13 protein-coding genes and 1 pseudogene are annotated in these 24,312 nt (G+C 69.7%); 9 read left to right on the top strand and 5 right to left on the bottom strand.

Annotated elements, in window-relative coordinates; all coding sequences use genetic code 11:
- Window positions 1-6 precede the first annotated feature (6 nt).
- The 5 genes from O3438_RS08275 (at window position 7) to O3438_RS08255 (ending at window position 10,896) form a co-directional block, all read left to right on the top strand.
- Entirely contained in the window at window positions 7-6,435 is a 6,429-nt protein-coding gene (locus tag O3438_RS08275) for a DEAD/DEAH box helicase (RefSeq protein ID WP_269679386.1), read from the top strand.
- Entirely contained in the window at window positions 6,432-8,615 is a 2,184-nt protein-coding gene (locus tag O3438_RS08270) for a UvrD-helicase domain-containing protein (protein WP_269679385.1), read from the top strand. The genes O3438_RS08275 and O3438_RS08270 overlap by 4 nt, the downstream gene beginning before the upstream one ends.
- A 49-nt stretch (window positions 8,616-8,664) precedes the next feature.
- A complete protein-coding gene (locus O3438_RS08265) occupies window positions 8,665-9,936 on the top strand; it encodes a serine/threonine-protein kinase (RefSeq protein ID WP_269679384.1) in 1,272 nt (423 codons plus the stop codon).
- A 397-nt stretch (window positions 9,937-10,333) separates the two neighbouring features.
- Entirely contained in the window at window positions 10,334-10,642 is a 309-nt protein-coding gene (locus O3438_RS08260) for a DivIVA domain-containing protein (protein WP_269679383.1), read from the top strand.
- Window positions 10,639-10,896: a hypothetical protein gene (locus O3438_RS08255; protein ID WP_269679382.1), complete on the top strand. Its 258-nt coding sequence runs from the start codon at window positions 10,639-10,641 to the stop codon at window positions 10,894-10,896. Before O3438_RS08260 ends, O3438_RS08255 begins: the two co-directional genes overlap by 4 nt.
- Window positions 10,897-10,903: 7 nt before the next feature.
- Here O3438_RS08255 and O3438_RS08250 read toward each other — a convergent pair whose 3' ends face one another.
- Both O3438_RS08250 and O3438_RS34315 read right to left on the bottom strand, forming a co-directional pair.
- Window positions 10,904-11,488, bottom strand: coding sequence for a class I SAM-dependent methyltransferase (locus tag O3438_RS08250; RefSeq protein WP_269679381.1), 585 nt, complete (start codon window positions 11,486-11,488; stop codon window positions 10,904-10,906).
- 16 nt (window positions 11,489-11,504) lie between these two features.
- A pseudogene (locus O3438_RS34315) lies at window positions 11,505-11,615 on the bottom strand (class I SAM-dependent methyltransferase); the annotation flags it as partial.
- A gap of 215 nt (window positions 11,616-11,830) precedes the next feature.
- Between O3438_RS34315 and O3438_RS08245 the strand changes: the two are divergent.
- Both O3438_RS08245 and O3438_RS08240 read left to right on the top strand, forming a co-directional pair.
- Complete coding sequence (locus tag O3438_RS08245; protein ID WP_269679380.1) at window positions 11,831-17,785, top strand: DUF4011 domain-containing protein; 5,955 nt, start codon at window positions 11,831-11,833, stop codon at window positions 17,783-17,785.
- Between the two features lie 109 nt (window positions 17,786-17,894).
- Entirely contained in the window at window positions 17,895-19,130 is a 1,236-nt protein-coding gene (locus O3438_RS08240; RefSeq protein WP_269679379.1) for a low temperature requirement protein A, read from the top strand.
- Between the two features lie 166 nt (window positions 19,131-19,296).
- Here the strand turns inward: O3438_RS08240 and O3438_RS08235 are convergent, their stop codons facing one another.
- Window positions 19,297-19,905, bottom strand: coding sequence for a TetR/AcrR family transcriptional regulator (locus tag O3438_RS08235; protein ID WP_269679378.1), 609 nt, complete (start codon window positions 19,903-19,905; stop codon window positions 19,297-19,299).
- Window positions 19,906-20,005: 100 nt separating this feature from the next.
- Between O3438_RS08235 and O3438_RS08230 the strand changes: the two genes are divergently transcribed.
- Window positions 20,006-20,965, top strand: a complete 960-nt coding sequence (locus O3438_RS08230) for a TAXI family TRAP transporter solute-binding subunit (RefSeq protein ID WP_269679377.1) — start codon at window positions 20,006-20,008, stop codon at window positions 20,963-20,965.
- Window positions 20,966-20,981: 16 nt separating this feature from the next.
- Here O3438_RS08230 and O3438_RS08225 read toward each other — a convergent pair whose 3' ends face one another.
- Both O3438_RS08225 and O3438_RS08220 read right to left on the bottom strand, forming a co-directional pair.
- Window positions 20,982-22,451, bottom strand: coding sequence for a sensor histidine kinase (locus O3438_RS08225; RefSeq protein ID WP_269679376.1), 1,470 nt, complete (start codon window positions 22,449-22,451; stop codon window positions 20,982-20,984).
- 6 nt (window positions 22,452-22,457) lie between these two features.
- A complete protein-coding gene (locus O3438_RS08220) occupies window positions 22,458-23,141 on the bottom strand; it encodes a response regulator transcription factor (protein WP_269679375.1) in 684 nt (227 codons plus the stop codon).
- Window positions 23,142-23,288: 147 nt separating this feature from the next.
- On the opposite strand from O3438_RS08220, the gene O3438_RS08215 reads away from it, so the two are divergent.
- Window positions 23,289-24,311, top strand: a complete 1,023-nt coding sequence (locus O3438_RS08215; protein ID WP_269679374.1) for a tripartite tricarboxylate transporter substrate-binding protein — start codon at window positions 23,289-23,291, stop codon at window positions 24,309-24,311.
- Window position 24,312: the final 1 nt, after the last annotated feature.

The following is a 24,312-nucleotide window of genomic DNA, read 5'->3' as shown; positions in this document are numbered from 1 at the left end:
CCGCTCATGAGGCCGACCATCGCCGCCGACACACTGCGTCGGACCCTCACCCAGTACCTGACCACCACCTTCGGCCTGACCGAGGACGGCGTACGTCAGGGCCTGGAGGGCTTCCTCTCCCACCCGGAGCAGGGCATCTTCCGCGGCCCGTACCTGCGGATCCGCACTCCCTTCCGCCCGGCGGAGGGTGACTGGCGGGTGCAACTCGACTGGGCGCCGGCCGATTTCACCCCTTACCTGCACCAGGCGAATGCGTTCGCCCGGCTGTCGACGAAGGGCAAGCCGGCCAAGCCGACGCTGATCACCACCGGCACCGGCTCGGGTAAGACGGAGTCGTTCCTGATCCCGGTGCTCGACCACTGCCGGCGGCAGAAGCAGCAGGGCAGGGCCGGCGTGAAGGCGATCCTGCTCTACCCGATGAACGCTCTCGCGACGGACCAGACGCAGCGCATCAACGAGTTGCTCTCCGATCCGGCGCTCAGCCAGGTCACCGCCGGTCTCTACATCGGCGACGTGGCGGCCATCGAGTACGCGCATGTCTTCACCAAGCGGTCGGAGATGCGGCGCACGCCGCCGGACATCCTGATCACCAACTACAAGATGCTGGACCTGCTGCTCCAGCGCGCCGACGACCTGCCCCTCTGGGAGGGCGCCGAACCGGCGTACGTGGTGTTGGACGAGTTCCACACCTACGACGGCGCGCAGGGCACCGACGTGGCGATGTTGTTGCGCCGGCTCGCCGCGGCGCTCGACCTTGACGAGCCGGAACGGCCGTTGGGGCCGATCTGCCCCGTGGCGACCTCTGCGACCCTCGGCGAGGGCGGTGGCCGGGACGGTCGTACCGCGATCCGTGAGGTCGCCGAGCAGGTCTTCGGCGTCGCCTTTGACGCCGGGTCGCTGGTGGGGGAGGACCGGTACGAGGCCGGCGAGTTCGTCGCCCGCCAGGACTTCAGCCTGCCGCTGCCCAGCCCGGAGCAGCTCGCGGCCGTCGACGACCGCGACCCCGAGGCGATGATGACCGAGGTCGCCGAGCTGGTCGTCGGCGAGCGTTGCCTCGATGCCCCGATGCGACTCGGCGAGCTGCTCCGTCAGCATCCGTTGACGAAGGCGGTGCTCGACTCGCTCCAGGCGCGGCCATGCACGCTCGACGAGATCATCGACGTGCTGCCTCGGAAGAACGCCACCGGTTGGGGCAGCGTGATGAAGACCCCACCCGAGATCACGGCGAAGGCTCTCGCCCGGTTCGTCGGCCTGCTCTCCGTCGCGCAGAACCCGGAAGCTCCCGGCCGCCCGCTGCTCAACATCGAAACCCACCTTTGGGTGCGCGCCGTCTCCCGCCTGCTGCGTGGCACCTCCCACGAGGCTGCCTTCGGTTGGTACGGCGAAGCGCCGCGCGAGCTGGACCCGTACGCCACCGATACCGACGCGGTCGTGGCCGACAACCGCTACCCACGGTTACCGGCCATCTACTGCCGGCACTGCGGTCGATCCGGCTGGATGGCGCTGTCGCCCGAGAAGGACCCACAGGAGCTGGAAACCGACCCCGACAAGATCTACCGGGCCAGCGTCGGCCGGGACAAGCGCCGGGTCCGCGCGCTGATCGCCGCGACCGGAGACGAGGTACGCCAGCGCTCCCGAGGCCTGCTGGTCCTGGAGTACGGCCGTCGGGTACGCCCCTTCGACGAGCAGCGCGACCGCAAGCCCACCGACGACGCGATCGTCGTGCTCGGCGACGTTCTCGACATCGACGGCGCCGAGAAGGACCGCTGCCCGTCCTGCGAACTGGACCACGGCATCCGCTTCCTCGGCGCCGGCCTGGCCACCCTGGCCTCGGTGGCCATCACGCAACTCTTCACCGGTGGGGAACTCGACGAGGCTGAGAAGAAGACGCTGCTCTTCAACGACTCGGTGCAGGACGCCGCGCACCGGGCCGGTTTCGTCGCCAACCGGTCCTACTCGTTCTCGCTGCGGTCCCTGCTCGCCGGCCGGTTGAGCGCCGGGGAGTCGATCGGACTCGACGACCTCTTCGTCAGGATGATCGAGGAGGCGGCGAAGCCGGAGATCCTCTCCACCGTCGTGCCGCCGGACCTGCACGATCAGCCCGGAGTCGACAGCCTGCTCGCCGGTGAGCACAACGGAAGCCGGGAGACCTGGGAGCTGATCAGCGAACGGCTCGTCTTCGCCACCGTGATGGAGACCGGGTTGCGTTCGCGCCAGGGCCGCACCCTGGAGTTGACTCGTAGCGTGGCCGTCGAGGTGGCCCTCGACGATCCGGCGCGAGCCGCCGCGATCTGTCGGGACGTTCACCTCACCGGCCCCGGTCACATGGCCGCAACGGCGCCGGACGACGCTCGCTACCTCGCCTTCCTCCGCGGTCTCCTGGAACGGCTACGGACCCGGGGCGCGGTGTTCCACGAGTGGCTGGTGCCGTACCTCAAGCGCGGTGGCACCCGGTGGCAGATCTGGGGTGGCCGGCCGGCCGGGATGCCCGCGTTTCCGAGGGGCCTATCCGCGCCCGCGTTCCTGCTCGCCACGCCGAAGTCCCGCTCGGAGTTCGACGTGATCACCGCGCGGGGCAACTGGTACCAGGACTGGACTTCGCGCTGCCTCGGTCTTGATTCCGGGGATGCTGCCGGCTTCCTCAGTCGGCTGTTGCCGGCCCTCGCCGCCGCCGACGTGGTCGCGGTCGGCGACACCGAGGACGGCAACACGGTGTACGGGCTGATGCCCGGCCATCTGCGGGTGACCCGACTCGACGAGGCTTCCGCCGCGATGGCCGGGGTCGGCTGCGACACCTGCCACTGGCAGCAGACCGAGCACCCTGACCGGGTGGCCGACTGGATCGGCCAGCCGTGCCGGCAGTACCGCTGCCGTGGTCAACTCCAGGCTGCCCGCGACGACACCGCCGCCGACGACTACTACCGCCGGCTCTACCTGGACAGCCCGGTGTTCCGGGTCGTCACCGGCGAACACACCGGGATGCTCACGCGCTTTCAGCGGGAGACGGTGGAGAAGCAGTTCCGCGACGGTGAGCGCTACACCGACCCGAACGTGCTCTCCTGCACGCCCACCCTGGAGATGGGCATCGACATCGGCGCCCTCTCGGCGGTGGTGCTCGCGTCGCTTCCGCACGGCCCGGCCAACTACGTTCAGCGGGCGGGCCGTGCCGGCCGCAAGAGCGGTAACGCACTGGTGCTGACCCTGGTCGGGAGGACCGAACGGGACCGCTACTACCTGGCCGATCCGCGCGACATGATCGCCGGCCAGATCGTGCCACCCGGTTGTTTCCTCTCCGCCGTGGAGATCCTGCGCCGCCAGTACCTCGCCCACCTGATCGACCTGGCCGCCCGTGGTCGTCTCGCCGGGGTACTGCCGATGCCACGGCGGGCGCACGTGCTGTTCGGTCCGACCGGTTGGCTGACCGGCCTCGCCGAGGCTGGTCGCCGCGACAGCGGACGGCTGGTGGAGGGCTTCCTGAGTTTGTTCGGGGACAAGGTCCTTCGCGCTGCCGCAGATCAACTGCGGGAGTTCGCGGCCGATGGCATCGTCCACCGGGTCAAGGAAGCCGACGAGGTCTGGGACTCCCGATTGGCCGACCTGCGGCGCCGGATGCAGGAACTCGCCGCCGCCCGGGGCACGCTTGTGCCCAGCGACCCGGACCACGCCCGCGAGATCAAGATGTTGAAGGCGGAGGAGGGTGCGGTCCGTCGCCGACTGCGGGAGGTCAGCGCAGCTGCCGCGCACGGCACGATGGTTGAGTTCGGGCTGCTGCCGAACTACGCGCTTATCGACAGTCGGACCGACTTGGAAGCCACCTTGACCTGGGAGGATAAGGCTGACGGCGACCGCCGGTTCCACAGTGAACTCCGCGAGTACGCCCGCCCCGCCCGCCAGGCGTTGGTTGAAATCGCACCCGGCAACAGTTACTACGTACGGGGCTACAAGCACGAGATATCGGGGCTGGACGTCGGCCCGGCGGACCGGCCGGCGTACGAGCAGTGGCGGATCTGCGCGCAGTGCGGCTATGTCCGCACCCACCTCGCCAAGGAGGACACCAGCGCCTGCCCGCGTTGTCTGGACCCGGGCATCGCCGATCACGGACGACTGTTCCAGGTCCTCCAACCGACCCGGGTGCTCAGCCGTGACAAGCGCGACGACGCCCGCATCCGCGATGACAGCGACGACCGGGACAGGCGTTTCTACGCGACCACCGTCGCTGTCGACGTTGACCCCGTTAAGGTCGATTCGTCGTGGCGGCACGCCCATGACACGTTCGGTGTCGACTACAGCCGCCACGCGATGATCCGGCACTTCAACCTGGGTGCGCAGCGCTACGACCGGGCGGCCGAACTGTTCGCCGGCGAGGAGGTGCGGATCAACCGCTTCCACACCTGCACCGCATGCGGCGGGACCACGGTTGACGGCGTCCCCGCGGTGGCCCAGCAACTCGCTGCGGAGGCTTCCGGGTCGACCGTCGTGAAGGGCGCCGAGCACCACCGGCCCTGGTGCCCGTACCGGCGCTCGCCAGCCGCCCCGGACGCCCACGTCGACCTGATCCTCGCCCACGAGTTGGAGACCGAGGCGCTGCGCATCCTGATCCCGGCCGCCACCGCCGTGGTCCAGGAACGCATCGCGTCGTTCGCTGCCGCGATCCGCCTCGGCATCGCCGCGCAGTACGGCGGCGACCCCGCCCACCTCCAGGCTGTTCCGGCCACCATGCCAGACGGGCAGAGCGACGGGACGCGGAACTTCGTGGTCGTCTATGACACTCAGCCGCAGGGCACCGGCTACCTGCACCGCCTCGCCAAGCCGGAGGAGTTCCGCGCGGTCCTCGAGTTGGCGCGGCAGCGGATTGCCGACTGCGTCTGCCGGCACGAAGGCAGGGCGGTGTGTCACCGCTGCCTGCTACGTCATGCGCGTAACGAGCACTTCGCCCTGATGAGCCGTGACGAGGCGTTGGGGATGCTGGACAAGCTCCTCGACACCTGGGACGTCGAGGAGGGCACCCGGACGGATGAGATCTCGCTGATCCACCAAGTGGAGAGCGAGCTGGAGATGCGTTTCCTCACCAAGCTGCTGGCGCTTGGTGAGACACCCAACTCGGGCCTGCGAATCGATCGACGGACCGACCACGACGGTGCCCGCATCGCCGACCTGCGGTTCGTCCGCGACAACGGTCAGAGCGTCACCCACTGGCAGATGAAGCTGCAGAACACCGTTCGCGGCACCCGCCCCGACGTTCACTTCACACGCCTCGACGCCCCGTCGCCAGAGGTGGCCGTCTACCTGGACGGGTTCAAGTACCACGCCTCGTCCCAGTACAACCGGCTCGCGGACGACGCGGAGAAACGGGCCCGGCTGCGCGCCCACGGCTACCTGGTCTTCGCCGCCACCTGGGACGACGTCAAGACCTGGGGAAACACCGACGGGCAGGGCCGGTGGACGCCGTACGGCGGGGTCAGCAAGCAGGCCGCCCGGGAGCGATACCGACAGTTCCTCCCCGGCGCCGACCCGGATGAGCTTGAGGAAACCATCTGGGTCAACCCGATCGAGCAGCTGATGCGCTTCCTCGCCGACCCCGACCTCAACCGATGGCAGCGGCGGGCCGAAGCCACCCTGGCCGGCATGATCAAACAGGCCCGGGACAACACCGCCGCCGACTCTGGTGGCGTGGCGGAGCGGCTCTTGGCGGCATTGCGTGGCGAGCCCCTACCCAGTCCGACCGCAGGCAAGATCATGATTGCCCGCGCCCGGGACAATGCCGACTGCCCGGTGACCCTCGTTGTCGACGGGCGCAGCAGGCCGCTGCCGACCTGGTCCGCGCTGACTGTCCTCGATGACCTGCCAGCCGCCGTGACCGGGGTGGGCCACAAGGAGCGTTGGGCCGCGTGGCTTGCCTGGGGCAACGTCATTCAGTTCCTCGGCAATGGTGGCGGCGATGCCGGTCAGCTCGCCGTGTCCACCCTTGACACGTTCGAACCGGCCTCGATGGCGGTCACCGAGGGCACCGGCCTCGTGCTGGCCCACCGTGCGTTGCCGCTCGACGAGGAGACGGCGACGTGGCTCGGTGTAGTAGCGCAGCCGGTGCCCTCCGATCCCGAAACGCTCGACACCGAGTCGCCATGGCGGGACGTTCTGCGCTACCTGGACCCGGACGAGAAAACCCTCGACCAGCTCGTCCAGCAGCTCGCCCGGCAGGACCTGCCCGCGCCAGTCGTCGGCTACGAGCTGGGCGACCAGGGCTGGCAGGCCGAGTTGGCCTGGCCCGACCGGCGGATCGCGATCGTGCTTACCGGTCCGTCCGACGACCCGGAGACGGAAGATCGCGACCGGGCGTACGCGGAGGCGGGCTGGCATGCCCGTACCGCTCGGGAGTGGTCGGTTGACGAGTTGGCTGCCGAGATCAAGGCGATGAGCGGGGGAGAACGTCGATGAGCACCGGAGCAACGACACTGCGGATGCTGGACCGCGCCGACAAGGAGGTCATGAAGCTCACCCGCGCCGACATCGGAGCGGTCTACGAGTTCATGCACAAGTTCCGGCACAACCCGGAGAACCCGGGGCTCAACCTGAAGGCGCTCAACAGCGAATCCCGGCTGATGTCCGCCCGGGTCAACAAGGACTACCGCGCGCTGCTGCTGCACATCGCCGCGCGCGACTACCTGCTCGTCGCGGTCAAGCACCGCGGTGAGGTGTACGACGACCTCAGCCGGTACGCGTACCGCATCAATCGGATCACCGGCGGCATCGAGGTCGTCGACATGGCGCCCGTCGGGGACAGCATCATCGGTCGGGTCGTGCCGCCGGATGCCGAACCGGAGCCCGCCCAGAAGCCGCTCTTCGACACCTACACCGACACTCAACTGCTGGAGCTCGGCGTCTCCGAGCCGTTGCTGCCGCAGATCCGGGAGCTGACCACCGAGGCGCAACTCCTGGAACTGCTGGATCGGGCCCCGCAGCTCACCACCGACGTGCTGTTCGCGCTCTTCGACGGCACCCCCTACGACGAGGTGCTTCAGCAGGTCACCGAACCGGTCCGCGCCGACGAGCCGGTCGACCCCGACGATTTCGAGGCTGCCGTCGAACGCCCCGCCACCCAGGTGACCTCCGACGACGAGGCGTTGCAGGCGATGCTGGGCGAGGCCTTCGAGCGGTGGCAGATCTTCCTGCACCCCACCCAGCGGAAGCTGGTCGAGCGCCCGTACAGCGGCCCGGCACGGGTCGGTGGTGGTCCTGGAACCGGAAAGACGATCGTCGCCCTGCACCGGGTGGCGCACCTGGCGCGGCAGTTGCCACCCGGGGTGGACAAGCCGATCCTGCTCACCACCTTCAACCGGAACCTCGCCGCCGACCTGCGGACCCGACTGATGGCCCTGGGCGGGCAGGAGTTGGTGTCACGCGTCGACATCGTCAACATCGACCGGTTGGCCAGCCGGGTCGTGGCTGAAGCCAAGGCGGGTGGCAGCCGCCGCGTGGTGGACGACAATCGCGTCCTTGAGCTGTGGGACGAATTCCTGTTGGAGACCGGGGCGACCGGCTGGGAGGCGGAGTTCCTGGCCGCCGAGTGGACCCAGGTGATCCTGGGTCAGGTGCTCAACTCCCGGACCGACTACTTCAAGGCCCGTCGCCCCAACCGGGGCCGCAGTCTCACTCGGGCGGAGCGGGACCAGATCTGGCAGCTGACCGAGCGCTTCGCCACCTGGCTGGAGAATCGTGGCGTCTGGACGTGGCGACAGGTAGCGCAACGGGCCGCCCGTCTCGAAATGGACCGCACTGCGCAGAACACCGGCGCAGCAGGCGAGTCGTCCGGCGGGTTCTACCGGCCGCGCTACCGCCACGTCGTGGTCGACGAGGCGCAGGACCTCAGCGCCGCGCACTGGAAGATGCTGCGTGCCATGGTCGCGCCAGGGCCGGACGACATGTTCCTTACCGGCGACACCCACCAGCGCATTTACGACAACCACGTCACGTTGGGCAGCCTCGGCGTCAACATCCGGGGCCGATCGTCCCGACTCACGCTGAGCTACCGCACCACCAGGCAGATCCTCGCCGACGCCCTGCAGATCATGTCCGGTGAGGTGTACGACGACCTCGACGGCGGTGAGGAGAATCTGGCTGGCTATCGGTCGTTGCTACGGGGCGATCGACCGGTCTTCCGCGGTGCGTCAACGTGGGCGCAGGAACGGGACCTGATCGTCGAGCAGTTGCGCGACTGGGGCAACGCGGCAGACGGCTCGATCGCCATCTGCGTACCGACGAAGGATCTGGCCGCTGAAGTCATCAGCCGGCTGGAAGGCGACGGCCTGGCGGTGGTGGAGATCGGGCCGGACGGCCCGAAGCGCCCTGACGGCGTGCATATCGGCACGATGCACCGGTTCAAGGGCCTCGAGTACCAGCGCATGATCATCGCTGGGGTCAGCGATGGTCTGGTGCCCCGGCAGATGATCAGCCGGTACCGGGACGCCGACCCGAAGCGTTACCAGCGCGAACGCCAGCGCGACCGGTCGCTACTCTTCGTCGCCGCCACCCGGGCGCGGGACGAGCTCGCGGTGTTCTGGCACGGAACGCCCAGCCCGTTCCTGACCGGGCGGCTCGTGCAGCGACAGCTAGCCTGAGTGCTGGCTTCTGCTGAGGCGAGGCCATGCAATGCGGGGGAGGCTGTGAATGCAAGCGGGGGACCGTATCGGTGACCGGTACGAGTTGACGTATCCGGTCGGTCGCGGGGGGATGGGCCAGGTCTGGGCCGGCTTTGACGAGCGGCTCGACCGACCAGTGGCGATCAAGTTTCTCCGGCAGCTGGAAGTGCCGGAGGACGAGCGTGAGACGGCGGGCAAACGCTTCCGGCGGGAGGCGAAAGCTACCGCCAGGCTCGACCATCCCGGTGTGCCGGCTGTGCATGACCTGGGCGTGCACGGTGAAAATCTCTTCATCGTCATGCAGCTCGTGCCGGGGATCGTCCTCGCCGACCACATTGCCGAGCAGGAACGACTGCCTGTCGGCGAGGCTGTTTCCATTGCCGCGCAGGTCTGCACGGTGCTCGGCGTCGCACACTCCGCCTCCCTCGTGCACCGCGATCTCAAGCCGCAGAACCTCATGATCACACCAACCGGGGTGATCAAGGTGCTCGACTTTGGTGTGGCCGCGCTGCTCGGGCCGGCCGAGGCGTCACGCCTCACCGCGACCGGCCGCACGCTCGGCACTCCCGCCTACATCGCGCCCGAGCAGGCTCAGGGTGGCCCCGTGGGGCCCGCCGCTGATCTGTACGCCTTGGGCTGCGTCCTTTTCGAGATGCTCGCCGGGCACCCTCCCTATGAGGCGGCGAACGCCCCGGACCTGATGCGCCGCCATATCGATGCGCCCATTCCCATCATCACCGCATATCGTTCGGACGTCCCCGATGACCTGGCACACCTCGTCTATTGCCTGCTGGCCAAGAACCCAACGGATAGACCAGCCTCGGCCGACGAGGTTCGTCAACTCCTGATGCCCTTCCTCGGCGGCGGCCATGTTTCGGGGCCGGTCGCCCTAATGGACACAACGATCTCCAGCACCGCACCGCACAAAGCCCTCGTGCCGGTTCCGGCCCAGATATCCCCGCAGCGACTAGTGGAGTTGCGGGCGCAGGCAAGAGAACTCGCCGAAAGCGAGCGTTTCGTGCAGGCAGCCGAAATCTTGGAGCGAGCCCTCCGCGTGGTGCCGCAAGGTGACGGGCGGCTTGCCACCGAGATCGTGGCGCTGCGAGTGGATCTCGCGAACCTCTTGCTGCTCGCAGGTGACTTTCGGCAGGCCCGCCACGCGTTCACGGCACTGGCCCGAGACCTCGAGCAGTCAGACGACGAGCAGGATCTCGTCGAGGAGTGCCGACATCAGGCGGTGGCCTGCCAGCTTGAGATGGGCGAACCCACCGACGCCGCCGGTCCGCTCGCAATCCGCTAACTCACCCGGACCAGTCTCCCTTCCCGTTGTAGCGAATCCTTTGCCAGCCGCTACAGCTCACGATCGTTTCAGGCCTTCGGGTATCCGCACCTTGCTCCGTTCCACCACGCAACACCGCATCACCCGCTCCTGCAACTCACATGGATAGCAACAAAGAAAGTCGATACACATGACCAGAATCGCTGCCTGAAGCATTGCCTATCCACTTCAGCCCATCGCAGGCTGATTCCAGCACGGTGGCCGGCCGGTCCTCCCGCCCAGCTGCCGTGCATTAGGAACAGACCTCGCTGAGTAGCCGTGGTGCCGTACCGCTGAGTCGAAGTGCGGTGTCCGGGCGGGTGTGTCTGTCGCATCGGATCAGCGAGCAGGCCCGCCCTGTCCACGATCAGGAAGGCGGATGTACATGAACGCTGGCAACCAGCGGCCCACCCCGGTCGGCGATGGGGCGACGTACCGCTCCGCCGCTTACACCAGTCTGCTGCCGTGGCAGGTGCGCGAGCGCCGCTTCGCGCCGACCGGGCTCGGGCGTCGCGGTCTGAACCCCGACGATGTGTATGCCTTCCTCGACCGGGTCGCCGGCGACATGGCCGCCGTCTACGCCGCTCTCGCCGAGAGTCGCCGCGAGACGGCCCGGATCAAGGCCGGGCTGCGTCGCTGGCAGACCGAGCAGGCCCGTGCCCGCAACGAGCGGGACCAGGCCCGATGAGCCAGCGGTACGTCATCCACCTGCCCGTCGTCGCCGCTGACCTGCCCGCCGCGCAGCGCTTGGCCCGGGTCATCGGCCGCTGGATGTTGGTGCTGCCGATGGCGGACCCGGGGGAGACCACCGTCTCCGAGGAGGACCGGCAGTTCCTCCGGCACCGGGTCTTCTGCGACCTGCGGATGCCAGGCGGCCGGCGCTGCCTCTTGCGCGACGGTCACGACGGCGACTGCACCCGTCGCTTACGCCGCTACCGGTAGAGGCGATTCACCGGACACGTTCGGCGAGCCTCAGCTCAGTCAGGTAGCGCTTGACGACCTGGCCCCCGTGGTCGACGTCAATGAGCCGCGCGATGGATGTCAGCAATCCACTCTGCTGTGCGGCCGGCAAGGCACGGTGGCCGGAGTAGGTCAAGAGCAGATCCAGGTAGTCCGCTGTCGAGTACGGCAACTCCCACTCGTATCGGTAGAAGCTCGCAGGCCCGAACCGCTCCGACGAGGTCAGCTCCCGATCGTCCTCCGGAATATCTTGAGCACCCTCAAGACGCAGCCCCGGCGGGGTCGATGGATCGAAGCGCTCGTAGAGCTTTTGAATCTCGACGAAGAACGCGTCGGTCCAGGTGCCACCGGCGATGTGGTGGGTTCCCACGGTGGCCAGCAGACCACCGAGACGCAAGGCGTCAGCAGACTTCGACACCCGCACGGCCGGATCGATCCAGTGAAACGCCGTCGCGGAGAAGACCACGTCGAACGGTTCCGCAGGCAGGGGCCACTCCTCGAACGCTGCCGTCACGACCTCCACCGAGTCGGAGCCCGGCAAGGTTTCGCCGAGCCACAGCAGCCATGTCTGCACCCAACTCGACGGCTACGATCCGGTAGCCCCGTTCCGCCAGCGGCACTGTCGCCTGGCCGGTACCACAGCCGATCTCCAACACCCTTGCACCGGGCGCTACTTTGGCCGCAGCGAGATCATCGAACATCTGTGCCGGGTACCGGGGCCGCGCACGGTCATACCGTTCAGCGTCCTCATTGAAGGTTTCTCGCAGCCTCACATAGTCATAGCCATCGCTCACCCAGAGAGACTACGGGTGCCGCTCCTACGACTTCCAAGATCGTCGTACGGTCGGGGCCCTCTCCACCGGTGGGTTGACCGCTAGGCTGGCCCCCCACGGTCTCCCCACCTGGAGAAACGCCCATGTCCGACAGCGTCTTCGCGCAGTTCACCGCCGACGACGACCAGCTCGAAGTCGGGTTGCTCGTGCAGCCGGCGATCAACGCCGCCCTGGTGCACAACCGGGTGCCGCTGGTCCGTCACCTCACCCTCGTCAACCGGGGTCCGGTGCCGCTGACCGACGTCACGCTGACGCTGGAGCTGCGAGGCCCGGACGGCGCGTTGACCGAGCCGTGGACGCGCACCCTGACCGCACCGTTGCGGCCCGGCGCGAGCACGAGCTGGGACGACTTCCGCGACTTCACGCCGGACCGCAAGCTGCTGTACCGCACCGACGAGGCATTCCCAGTCGACTACCGGCTCATCGTCGAGACAGCCGACAACGACCTGACATTGGTCGCCCCGTCACGAGTGTTGGCGCACAACGAGTGGTTCAACAGCCCCGCCCTCTACGACAGCCTCGCGGCCTTCGTACAGCCGAACACCCGGGCGGTGGAGGCGGTCCTGCGGGCTGCCGCGCAGCTCCTGCTGGCGCGGACCGGCTCCGGTTCCTTGCAGGGTTATCAGGAGGGTTCGGAGCGGGCGGCGCTGATCGCCGGTGCCGTGTACGAGGCGCTGCGCCATCTGGAGATCACCTACCAGACCCTGCCGGCGTCGTTCGAGAACACCGGCCAGAAGGTACGCACGACTGCCGCCGTGCTGGACGGGCGACTGGGTAACTGCCTCGACCTGTCCGTCACGTACGCCGCGTGCCTGGAGGCGGCGGGGCTGCACCCGCTCATCTTCGTCAGCGCGGGGCACGCCTTCGGTGGCTTCCTGCTGGAGGAGGAGCGGCTGGGCTCGGCCGCGGTGACCGAGACCAACCTGCTGATCTCGATGGTGGACTCCGGCCGGGCCGTGCCCGTCGAGCTGACCCGCATCGGGCCGGGCGCGCAGTCGGCGACCTTCACCGAGGCGGTACGCGTCGGGCTCGGTCACTTCCGCGGCGACGGCGAGCGCATACGGGGCGTGGTCGACGTGCACCTGGCGCACCGCTCGGGCATCCAGCCCTTGCCGTCAGCCGACGAGCTGATCGCGCCCGCTGCGGTCGACGCCGAGGCGACGGTGGAGATCACAGCATCCCTCGACCTTCCGCCCGGCGTGGCCGCCGCGAAGCTGCGTCAGCTCGCCGACGACGGTGACGAGGTGGCGCAGCAGTCCGACGGGTCGCCGGCGCGGATCCAGCAGTGGAAGAAGTCGCTGCTCGACCTGAGCCTGCGCAACCCGCTGCTCAACCTGCCCAAGCGCGGCCGTGGCCTGGACCTGCACGTGCCGGCGGGTGCGCTGGCTTTGCTCGACGATCTCATCCACGACGGCCGTCAGGTGCAGGTCATCCCGCAGGACGACATCAGCCACGTCCACGAGCTGGCCGGGGCGCGCCGGGCGCAGGACCTCGACGCCGAGATCCTGACTCGGGAGCTGCGTACCGATCGCCGGGTCTACGGCGCGGTCACCGACGCCCGGTACAAGACGGCGATGCGGGCGTTGCAGCGCGAGGCGCGCACGATGGAGCAGGAGACCGGCAGCAACTACCTCTACCTGACCATCGGCACGCTGGTGCACACCAAGACGACCGGAGGCGAGGCGTACGCGCCGCTGTTCCTCCTGCCGGTACGCGTCGAGGGTGGCAGCGGCCGTCGCCCGTACGCGATGATCATCGACGGCACCGAGGCCGCCAGCCCGAACCACTGTCTGATCGAGTGGTTGCGGGTCAAGCACAGCGTGCGGATCCCGGAGTTGGAACAGCCGGTCCTCGACGAGCACGGCATCGACATCGCGAAGACCCTCGCCGCGATCAACACGGGGTTGCTCGACAACCGACTCAACTACCGCATCGACGAGACCGCCAGCCTGCGCCTGTTGCAGTTCTCCACCTTCCAGATGTGGCGGGACCTCACCGACCACTGGCCCCGGTTCATGGAGAACCCGGTCGTCCGGCACCTGGTGGAGTCCTCCGGCGCCACCTTCGACGACCCGGCCCGCCCCGACGACGCCGAGATCCTGGTCGACGAGGCGGACCTGCACCTGCCGATCCCCGCCGACGGCTCGCAGATGCAGGCCATCGTGCGCGCCGAGCGCGGCCACTCCTTCGTCCTGGAGGGCCCGCCCGGCACCGGCAAGTCGCAGACCATCACCAACATGATCGCCCGCGCGGTCAGCACCGGTCGGTCGGTGCTCTTCGTCGCCGAGAAGCAGGCCGCGCTGGAGGTGGTGAAGCGCCGCCTCAAACAGGTCGGCCTCGGACCGTTCGCGCTGGACCTGCACGGGCGTAAGCAGTCCCTCAACGCGATCCGCCAGCAGCTGCGGGACGCCCTCGACCAGTACGACCAGGGCGGCGACGGCACGTGGACGGCTGTCGAGACGGCCTACCGGACGCGGCTCGCCCCGCTGACCGAGTACCCGGCCCAGGTGCACACCACCAACCCCGTCGGGATGTCGCTCTGGTCGGCCTACGAGCAGACCCTGGCGTACGGGGACGGCCCGGTCGCCCCGATCCCGGTGGCCTATCTGCACGCACCGGCCGAGGCACGTACGCAGGTCGAGACGACACTGCGGGAGTTCCCCGCCGCCGCCCGGTCGGCCCGACTCCGGGCGGCGCACCCGTGGGCGCTCAGCGGCTGCCGCACCCTCGACGGGTTGCACGGCGCGGCGGTCACCGAGATCGCCGGTGAGCTGGAACGTCTCCGCGCCGACCTCGCCGCGTACCCCGGTCTGGTCCGGTTGCTGCGGACCCTGCCCGCGCCAGAGACCGTGAGCGAGGTGCAGGCGGGCGCCTGGCTCGCCGTACGCGGACTGCTGCCGGACCGGGCGACCACAGTGCACGCGAGCGACCGGCGCTGGGACGAGGCGATGGCCCGGTTCCAGGCGGACCTGGCGGCGTTCCGGCAGGGCTTCGCCGGTGAGCTGGCGACGTTCCGGCCGGACGTGTTCGCCCGACCGGAGTTGACCGCCTGGCACGGTGAAGCCCAGGAGGCGGCGAAGCGGTTGTTCGGCAAGCGCAAGCGCCGACAGGCCGTCGCGGACCGGTTGGCAGTGCACGCGGTCGCCGGTGCCACGCTCGACGTGGATCAGATCGAGGTGCTCACCGGCCGGCTGGTGGCTGCCCAAGCGCAGGCCGCCGCGCTGCACCACCACCTGCTGGGGCTCGGTGGGCTGCGGCTGCCGCAGTGGCTGCCCACGGACCCGTACGCGCAGGAGCGGCTGACGGAGGCCGTCGAGGCGACCCGGGTCGGCCGGACGCTGCTGAGCCAGCATCCGCAGGCCTGGGAGCTGTTCCAGAGCGGGTTCACCGATGTCGGCGCGGCAGTGCTCGACAGGTTCGCCTCGCGGTGGCGGGCCTGGCGCGGGGTGCTGCGCTCCGGCGGGCCGGAGCTGACAGTGTGGGCCGCCGGTTCGCACTGGATGGACGCCTGGCAGCGCGACGGCGCGGTCTGGCTGCAGGAGTTGCGGGCCGAGGAGCTGTTCCCGCTGCGCCGATGGGCGACCGTCCTCACCCATGCCGACGTGCTGGCCTCGGCCGGCCTCACCGACTACCGGGACCAACTGCTGCGCGCCGAGGTGTCCGCGCAGGTCGCGGAGGAGGTCTACCGGCGGGGAGTCGCTACCGCGTCGCTCGCCGAGCGGGTACGCGCCGGCGGCCTGGAGTATTTCGACAGCGAGCTGCACGACGACCAGATCGACCAGTTCGAGGCCGCCGCCGGTGAGCTACGGTCCGCGCTGCCGACGCAGCTGCCGTCGGTGCTGGTCCGACGCCGCCCGTTCAGCCCGACCGATCGGCGTGGCCGTTTCGCCGACTTCGCGGCGGAGCTTCGCCGCAAGCGGGGCGGGCGGTCCTTCCGGGAGTTGTTCGGGCAGTACCCGGACGCGGTACTGGCGTTGACCCCGTGCGTGCTGGTCAGCCCGGCGTCGGCGGCGAACTTCCTGGCGCCGGGGAGCCAACGCTTCGACCTGGTCATCTTCGACGAGGCCTCCCAGATCCGCGTGGCGGAGGCGATCGGCGCGATGGGTCGGGGCAGCGCCGTGGTGGTGGTCGGCGACTCCCGGCAGATGCCGCCGAGCAGCATCATGCAGGCCAGCCACACCGTCGACGAGATCGACGACGGCAACGGCCCGGTGCCGGAGGACCTGGAGAGCATCCTCAGCGAGGCCGTCGAGTCGGGGTTGCCGCAACGGTGGCTGTCCTGGCACTACCGCAGTCACGACGAGTCCCTGATCGCCTTCTCCAACCGCTACTACTACGACAACAAGCTCTCCAGCCTCCCGTCGCCGGGCGCCTCCAGCGCGGCGGGCATCAGCTGGCGACGTGTCGACGGCCAGTACGACCGGGGCGGATCCCGCACCAACGAGGCCGAGGCGCGGGCGATCCTCGCCGACATCACCCGGCGGCTGCACGACCCGGCCACCGCCAACCACTCCGTCGGCGTGGTCACCTTCAACATCCAGCAGCGCGACCTCATCCTCAACCTGCTGGAGGAGAGCGCCGACCCGATCATCCGCGAGCACCTCTCCGGTGCGGTCGCGGAGCCGATCTTCGTCAAGAACCTGGAGAACGTGCAGGGCGACGAGCGGGACGTCGTCCTGTTCTCGCTGGCCTTCTCCACCAACCCGGAGACCGGCCAGCTTCCGCTGAACTTCGGTCCGCTCAGCCAGGCCGGCGGGGAGCGGCGGCTCAACGTGGCCATCACCCGCGCCCGCCGGCAGGTCGTCCTCTACTCGTCCTTCGACCCGTCCGACATCGACCTCGCCCGCACGTCCGCGCTGGGCACACAGCACCTGCGGGCGTACTGCGAGATGGCCGCCGCAGGCGCGGACCGTCTGGGTGACCTGGCCACCGACCGCACCGAGCGACGTAGCCGGATCCGCGACGAGGTGGCCGCGGCGCTGCGCGACCGCGGCCACGAGGTCCGCACCTCGCACGGCCTGTCCGACTTCACAGTGGACATCGCCGTACGCAAAGAAGGCTCACCACGCTGGCAGGTGGCCGTCATGCTCGACGGCCCGGACTGGAGCGCACGCCCGACGGTGGCCGACCGGGACTCGGCACCCGCGCTGCTCTGCTCGATCATGGGTTGGCCGGAGGTGGTGCGGTTCTGGCTGCCGGCCTGGATCCACGACCGGTCGGCCATGCTCGACCGCGTCGACGAAGCGGTCATCCGAGCCGAGGCCCTCGCGACCGCCGAACCGGAGCCCGATTCGTCCGCGGTCGCACCTGGCATCGAGCTGCCGCAGCCCCGTTCCGTGACAGACGGGGAGCCGCAGCTTCCGGCACCGGCGGCCGAGGTGCCACAGCCGCGCCGCACGGTGGAGCAAGAACCGGGCGTGTCGTCGCCCGTCACCGCGCTCGCCGCCGCGACGGCGACGACAGCGGACACCGTCACGGCAAGCCCGTTCGTGCCGTACGTCCCGACCCCGCTCGGAGACCAGGCCGACATCGAGCTGCTGGCAACCGACCGGCGCGTCCGTGACCTCGTGCGGAACGGACTCCGCGAGATCATCGAGAGTGAGGGGCCCATCGAGCAGCACCGGCTCGCACGCCTCGCCCTCGCCCGGTTCGGTTTCCTCCGCACACGTGAGGACCGGCGTACCGCGGTGCTCGCGCTCGTGGACTCCCGCCGCCTGCACACACACCCGACGCTGGGCCGGTACGCCTGGCCCGATGGTGTCGACCCGCAGACCTACCGGGCGTACCGGGTCACCCAGGCGAGCAACGACCGGGCGTTCGAGGAGGTACCACCCGAGGAGGTGGCCAACGCCTTCGTGCACGTCTTGCAGGATGTGTCGAGCATGGACGAGGAGCGGCTGTTGCGCGCCGGCCTGGAGCGGCTGGGCTACCGCCGACGCACCGAGAAGATCGACAAGCTGCTCCGGTACGGGCTGCACGTCGCCGTGACCAGCGGTCGCCTCCGCATCGACGCGGAGGGCCGCCTCACCCGCGGCTGACGATCGATCTCCATGTCGTCGCCGTGCGAAAGCCGGGTGACCCGCTGCTCCGACGCAACCCCCCGCCGGTCGATTCGTTGGTGCGACGAGGGGTGGACTGAGGAGGACGATGACGGCGGGACCCGGTGCCAAGCTGCTGCGCCCGCCGACGAGTTCGGGCCGAGCCACGTTCCTGGAGCTGTTCTTCGACCTGGCCTTCGTGGTGGCCCTCACCCAGGTCTCGCGACGGTTCGCCGAGCTGGGCGACGAAACCGGCTGGGCGCTCGCGAGCGGGTTCGGTCGTACCCTGCTGCTCTTCCTGGCGCTCTGGCTGGTCTGGTCGCACACGGCGTGGATCACCAGCCGCTACGAGCCGGAGCGTTCGGTCATCCAGGCCGTCGTGGTCGGGACCATGTTCGCCGGCCTGGTGATGGCGGTGGCGCTGCCCCGTGGGATGGAGGAGCGGGCGCTGCCGTTCGCGGCCGCGTACCTGTCGGTCATGGTGGTGCGTCCGTTGGTGATCGCCGTCGCGCTGCGTGGCCACCCGCGACGGCTGGTGCCCTTCCGGCTCGTCATCTGGGCTACGGCGAGCGCACCGCTGTGGCTGGCCGGCGCCCTGGGCCCGGACCGACATCTCCCGGCGTGGTGGGCCGTCGCTCTCGGCGTCGACTACCTCGCCTGGATTCTGGGCTGGCCCCTTCCACGGCTCGGGGCCTCGGCGGTGAGCCGCTGGCGGATCGCCGGGGTGCATCTCGCCGACCGCTACCAGCAGATGATTCTCATCGCCCTCGGTGAGTCGATCCTGCTCATCGGCATCGTCTTCGGCGGCGTCGACTATTCCGCCGAGCGGGCGGCGGCCTTCGTCGTCACGTTCGTCACCAGCGCACTGCTCTGGCGGATCTACTTCTACCGTGCCGGTCTGCTGCTGCCCGATGCGTTGAGTCGCGCGGGCATGCCCGGCCGGTTGGGCACGGCGTCGGAACGTACGCACCTGCTGATCGTGCTGAGCGTGCTCGTCACGGCCGTCGGCTACGAGTTGGTGATCGACCATCCGTACGGGTCGCCGCCCGCGAGTTGGCTGCTGTTCGTGGTCGGTGGCCCGGCGCTCTTCCTCGTGGCCCGGATGCGGCTGGAGTACGAGATCTTCGGCCGGGCCTCCCGCGCCCTGGTGATCGGCCTGGCAGCTCTGCTGTTGCTCACGCCGGCGCTGTTCCGCTGGACGTCGATGGCCGCGCTGTCCGTGGTGGCCGGTGTGTTGGCCCTGGTCGCGCTGCTCGACGCGCGGCGAAGCCGGGGCCGTCCGCTGGAGGCGCCCGCCCCGCCGGTCGGGCGGGAGCCGTCCGACCGGGACGACTCCGAGGCGTGAGAAGGCGAATAGGTCGCAAACCGGTCAACCCTCGGGGGCCGTCGGTCACCTCTGCGGGGGTGGATGCGGTGATGACCGGTATACCTCAGAGTCATAAATATGACTCTGAGGTATACCGGTCAACGGCACATCGGCCTGGCGTCCAGCCGAGGCATGAGCAGGCGACTCAGCGGTCGGTTTCGGCCGACCGGCGCTCCGTGTTGATCCGGAGGAGACCTTCCACCCCGCGGAGGAAGGTCTCGGACACCAGGGCGGGGTTGAAGAGGCATCCGGCGGCCATGGCGCCGTCGCGGAGCATGACGAAGTGCCGCGCGGCGGGATCGGCGGTCTCCTCGTGGACCTGCGCCATCAGCGTGGTGAGCGTGTCCAGGAACCACTGCCGGTGGGCGATGATCTCCTGGTGCACGGGATGGCCGGTGTCGGGATACTCCGCCGCGGCGTTCAGGAAGGCGCATCCCCGGAACGCGGGGGACTGGACGTTCTGGGCGATGGCGCCGGCGATGCCGAGGAGTGAGTCGACCGGCGCGGGGTTGGCGGCGATCGCCGCGTCGACCAGTCCACGCTCCAGGGCGTGGACTTCCCGCAGGTAGGCCAGGATGAGGTCGTCCTTGCTGGGGAAGTGCCGGTAGAACGTGGCCCGCGTCACCTGTGCCTCGGCGATGATCCGGTCGACGCCGACGGCGTGGATCCCTTCGGCGTAGAACAGCCGCATCGCCGTGCCGAGGAGCCGGAGTCGCGCCGCGGAGGGCCGGGTGTCGGGTTCGGTGCGCGCCATACCCGCCATCATAGCGGATAGAACGGTCGGTCCCGACGGGTCGCGCTGGACTGCGGTGGCGCTGCGTGCATGCCCATGCGGCCGTCCGTATCATGTCGCCATGGTGCTCGACCCGGGCATGCGGTTCAGTCGGCGGGCGGCACTGCTGACCGCCGGAGGGCTGCTCGTCGGTTGCTCACGGCAGCCCGAGGTGAGCGAGGTCCACCTGCGGTTGGCGACCGGGCCGGCGGGAGCGGTCTACCGGCGCATCGGCGGCGCGTTGGCCGACCATATCTCCGAGCAGGTGCCGGGCGCGACGGTGACCACGGTGCCGAGCGGGGCGTCCACCGACAACATCCGGATGCTGCGGGCCGGCGACGTGCACCTCGGGCTGACGAGCCTGGACGCGTTGATCGAGGCCGACGGCAGCGCGCCCCGGGGGCTGTCGGCGATCTGCCGGCTCTACGACAGCCACCTGCATCTCGTGGTGATGGCCGGTTCGACGATTCACGAGTTCCGGGACCTCGAAGGTAGGCGTCTGTCCCTCGGTGCGCACGACTCGGGCACGGAGTTCACAGCGCTGCGCGTTCTGCGGCTCGGCCCGGTGAACGTCGACCGGAGGCATCTCAGCCAGGCCGAATCGGCGGCGGCGTTGCGCGACGGTGCGATCGACGCGATGTTCTCGCTCACCGGTGTCCCGACACCCGCCATCACCGAGCTGGCGCAACGGCACCCCATCCGGCTGATCCCGTTGGACGCGCAGGCGGGCGGGCTGTTCACGGCGTACCCGGGTCCCTACGCCCCGGCGATGATCCACGCGACTGCCTACGCCGGTGTCCCGGCCACCCGTACCGTCGCCGTACCGAACGTGCTGCTCGCGCGCGACGACCTGCCCGACGACCTGGTCTACGCCATCACCGACACGGTGTTCACGCACACCGGCGCGATCACCTCCGCCGGCCGCGACGACGCCGAGACCCTGCCCGAGGCGTGGCAGATCAACGTGCGTACCGGAATATCGACGGCGTCGGTTCCGCTGCACCCGGGCGCGGCGGCCTGGTTCCGCGACCGGAAGCGCTGACCCGGGACCGCGACCGTCAGATCGGCACCGACGCCGGAGCGTCGGCCGGCGACACCACCTGGGGTACGACCGGCAACACCACCACCGCGGCGAGGCCGTGCCCGGAGCCGTCCGGACGCGGCAGGCCGTCCTCCAGGCGCAGCGTGCCTCCGGCCGCCCCGATCAGGTCGGCGCAGATCGCCAGCCCCAGGCCGGTACCGGACACGTTCTGGTGGCGCGACGACCGCCAGAACCGTCGTAGCGCCTGGGTCCGCTCGGACGCGTCGATGCCCTGACCGTCGTCGCGGACGACGACCGTGACCACGGCGCCCACGCGGTCCCCGACGCCGACGTGGCCGGGGACGACCTGTGCGGACACCTCCACCACCCGTGCGTCGGACAGCCGCAGCGCGTTGCTGATCAGCTCGTCCAGGATGCTGCCCAGGCCGCCCGGCGGCTCCAGCAACCGCAACCCCGGCGGTACGTCGACGGTGAGTGTCTGCCCGGCCGTGGCCGTCAGCGCCCGCCACCTGTCGACCCGCGTCGCCAGCACCTCGTCGAGGTCCACCGGCGACGCGGTCCGCATGCTCTCCATCCGCGCGCTGGCCTGCAACGAGTTCAGCATCCGCTGCATCGCCTTCAGTTCGTCGACGGCGACGTCGTACACCTGCTGGCCGTCACCCTCCGGTCGCAGGTGCGGCGCGAGGCTCTCCACCGCGAGCCGGAGGCTGGTCAACGGGTTGCGTAACTGGTGCGACGCGTCGGACACGAACGCGCGCTGTCGCTGCGCGGCGTTCTCGACGGCGTCCATCATGGTGTTGAACGACTGCGCCAGCCGCCGCAGCTCGATCGGCCCGGCCTCGGCGTCGGCGCGGATCGTCAGGTCGCCTTCGGAGATCCGTGAGGTCGCCGCGTCCAGCTTGCGTACCGGCCGCAGCACCCACGCCGACACCGGCCAGGCGACGGCCGCCAGGGCGACCAACGGCAGCAGCCCGAGCCCGGCCAGCCACGCCCAGCGTACGAGGATGAGCTCGCGCGTCCTGGACAGGTCGGAGATCGTCACGACGGCGCCGACGACCTCGCTGTCCCGGCCCACCGGCTCCGCGACGACGAGGGGAGAGTCGTCCCACGGTGCCCATTCCCAGGATGGTTCGGACCGGGCACCGGCCAGTGCGGCGGTGACGATCCGGGGCAACGCCGGCTCGGTGCGCGCCGCCGCCTCGTAAGCGTCGACGGGCCCGAGGAGCACAGTGCCCGACGTGTCGATCAGCGCGACCGGGATGCCGTAGAGATCGTGGTACCGCGTCAGTTCCTGTTGCAACGCCTCGGTCCGGCCGGTGGACAGCGCGGCCTCGGCCAACGAGGCGAACCGGCCGACGTCGTTGAGCCGGTTGACGTAGGTCTCCTGCATCTCCCGTTCGGCCACTGTGACGCTGAGCGGCACCCCGAGCGCCGCGACGAGAAGCACCGCGAGGGGGACCAGGACGACCAGCAGGCGGCGGTGCACGGCGCGTCAGCCGATCAACTCCGGCTGGTCGGCGAGGAGCCGATAGCCGACGCCGTGGACCGTGCGGATGACCACTCCCGGCCCGAGCTTGTGCCGCAGTGCCGCGATGTGGGTGTCCAGGGTACGGCTCGACGACTCCCAGGTAGCACCCCAGATCTGGTCGAGGATGACGTCGCGACTGACCACGTTGGGCGCATGCCGCGCCAGGAGCAGGAGCAACTCGAACTCTTTGCGGGTCAGCGGCACGGGGGTGCCGTCGACGGTGACCTCGCGGGTGCCGACGCAGATCCGTACCGGCCCGAGGACGAGCGGCGCGTCCGGTCGACCGTGCGCGCGGGCGGCCCGGGTGCGCCGGAGCACGGCATCGATGCGGGCGAGCAACTCCGGGATGCCGAACGGCTTGACGATGTAGTCGTCGGCGCCGGCGCGCAGGCCACGGACCCGCTCGTGCTCCTCCGACCGTGCGGTCACCGCGATGACGGCGGTCTGCGGGTGGTCACGCAACCTGCGGATCACGTCGAGCCCGTCGCCGTCGGGAAGGCCGAGGTCGACGAGGACCACGTCGGACGGCGCGGCGCGCACCGCCTCCGCGGCGGTGGCGACCCGGTGGACCTCGAAGCCCGCCTGGGTCAGCACGGTCACCAGGCCCCGCGCCACGCGGTCGTCATCCTCGATGACGGTTATCCGCATACCAGCGGAGTCTACGGGCCGGACCGGTGCTCGTGCGGTCCGCGAGTTCTTGGGATTTCTCTGACACCATCCGTGCCCCGACCAGCAGAGACTGGGGTCCTCGCATCCACCGAGGAATGTCCATGCGCTGATGGGGAGGGCCGCCGTATGGGAACGACCAGCAGGTACCGGGCCGCCGGACGGATGACCGCCGCGATCAGCGTCGTCGCGCTCGTGGCGGCCTGCTCCGGTAACGGAGGCGCCGCCGGCGGAGGCGACGCCGCAGGTTACCCGGACCAGAACATCACCATCGTCGTGCCGTTCAGCGCCGGCGGGCCGACGGACACGGTCACCCGCATGATCGCCGAGCCGATGGCCGCGAAGCTCGGCGGCAAGATCGTCGTCCAGAACGTCGAGGGTGCCGGCGGCACTGTCGGCGCCGGCGACGTCGCGCGGGCCAGGCCGGACGGTTACACGGTGCTCATGCACCACATCGGCATGTCGACGGCGCCCGCCCTGTACAAGAGCCTGGGCTACAAGCCCCTGGAGGACTTCGAGACCGTCGGTCTCGTCACCGAGGTGCCGATGACGATCGTCGCCCGTAAGGACTTCGCGCCCGCGACGCTTCCTGACCTCGTCGCTCACGTGAAGGCGAACGCCGGCAAGGTCACGCTGGCCAACGCGGGTATCGGGGCCGCCTCCCACCTGTGCGGCCTGCTGTTCCAGACCACCACGGGCGTGAAGCTCCAGGAGGTCCCGTACCAGGGCACCGGTCCCGCGCTGACCGACCTCGTCGGCGGTCAGGTCGACTTCATGTGCGACCAGACGACGAACACCAGCGGTCAGATCGCCGCGGGGAAGGTGAAGGCGTACGCGGTCACCACGCCCGAGCGGGTGAAGAGCCTCCCCGACCTGCCCACCACCACCGAAGCCGGGCTGCCCCAGCTGAAGGTCAGCGTGTGGCACGGTCTCTACGTCCCGGCCGACACGCCGCCGGAGATCGTCCAGAAGCTGTCCGAGGCGTTGAAGGTGGCGCTGGCCGACCAGGGGGTCATCGACCAGATGGCCAAACTCGGCACCGCGCCCGTCCCGGCCCAGGACGCGACACCGGACGCGCACCGGGCGAAGCTCGACGAGCAGCTGGGCACCTGGGCGAAGATCATTGCCGACGCCGGGGTCAAGGTGTCCTGAG

The organism is Micromonospora sp. WMMC250 (assembly GCF_027460215.1).
Classification (GTDB): domain Bacteria; phylum Actinomycetota; class Actinomycetes; order Mycobacteriales; family Micromonosporaceae; genus Micromonospora; species Micromonospora taraxaci.
Note: the sequence above shows the minus strand (reverse complement) of the source record. Positions and strands in the feature narration are given on the sequence as shown.

Bases quoted from the DNA above. Each gene is read 5' to 3' on its own strand.
- O3438_RS08275 (WP_269679386.1), top strand. From the start codon at position 7: ATGAGGCCGACCATCGCCGCCGACACACTGCGTCGGACCCTCACCCAG.
- O3438_RS08270 (WP_269679385.1), top strand. From the start codon at position 6,432: ATGAGCACCGGAGCAACGACACTGCGGATGCTGGACCGCGCCGACAAG.
- O3438_RS08265 (WP_269679384.1), top strand. From the start codon at position 8,665: ATGCAAGCGGGGGACCGTATCGGTGACCGGTACGAGTTGACGTATCCG.
- O3438_RS08260 (WP_269679383.1), top strand. From the start codon at position 10,334: ATGTACATGAACGCTGGCAACCAGCGGCCCACCCCGGTCGGCGATGGG.
- O3438_RS08255 (WP_269679382.1), top strand. From the start codon at position 10,639: ATGAGCCAGCGGTACGTCATCCACCTGCCCGTCGTCGCCGCTGACCTG.
- O3438_RS08245 (WP_269679380.1), top strand. From the start codon at position 11,831: ATGTCCGACAGCGTCTTCGCGCAGTTCACCGCCGACGACGACCAGCTC.
- O3438_RS08240 (WP_269679379.1), top strand. From the start codon at position 17,895: ATGACGGCGGGACCCGGTGCCAAGCTGCTGCGCCCGCCGACGAGTTCG.
- O3438_RS08235 (WP_269679378.1), bottom strand. From the start codon at position 19,905: ATGGCGCGCACCGAACCCGACACCCGGCCCTCCGCGGCGCGACTCCGG.
- O3438_RS08230 (WP_269679377.1), top strand. From the start codon at position 20,006: ATGGTGCTCGACCCGGGCATGCGGTTCAGTCGGCGGGCGGCACTGCTG.
- O3438_RS08220 (WP_269679375.1), bottom strand. From the start codon at position 23,141: ATGCGGATAACCGTCATCGAGGATGACGACCGCGTGGCGCGGGGCCTG.
- O3438_RS08215 (WP_269679374.1), top strand. From the start codon at position 23,289: ATGGGAACGACCAGCAGGTACCGGGCCGCCGGACGGATGACCGCCGCG.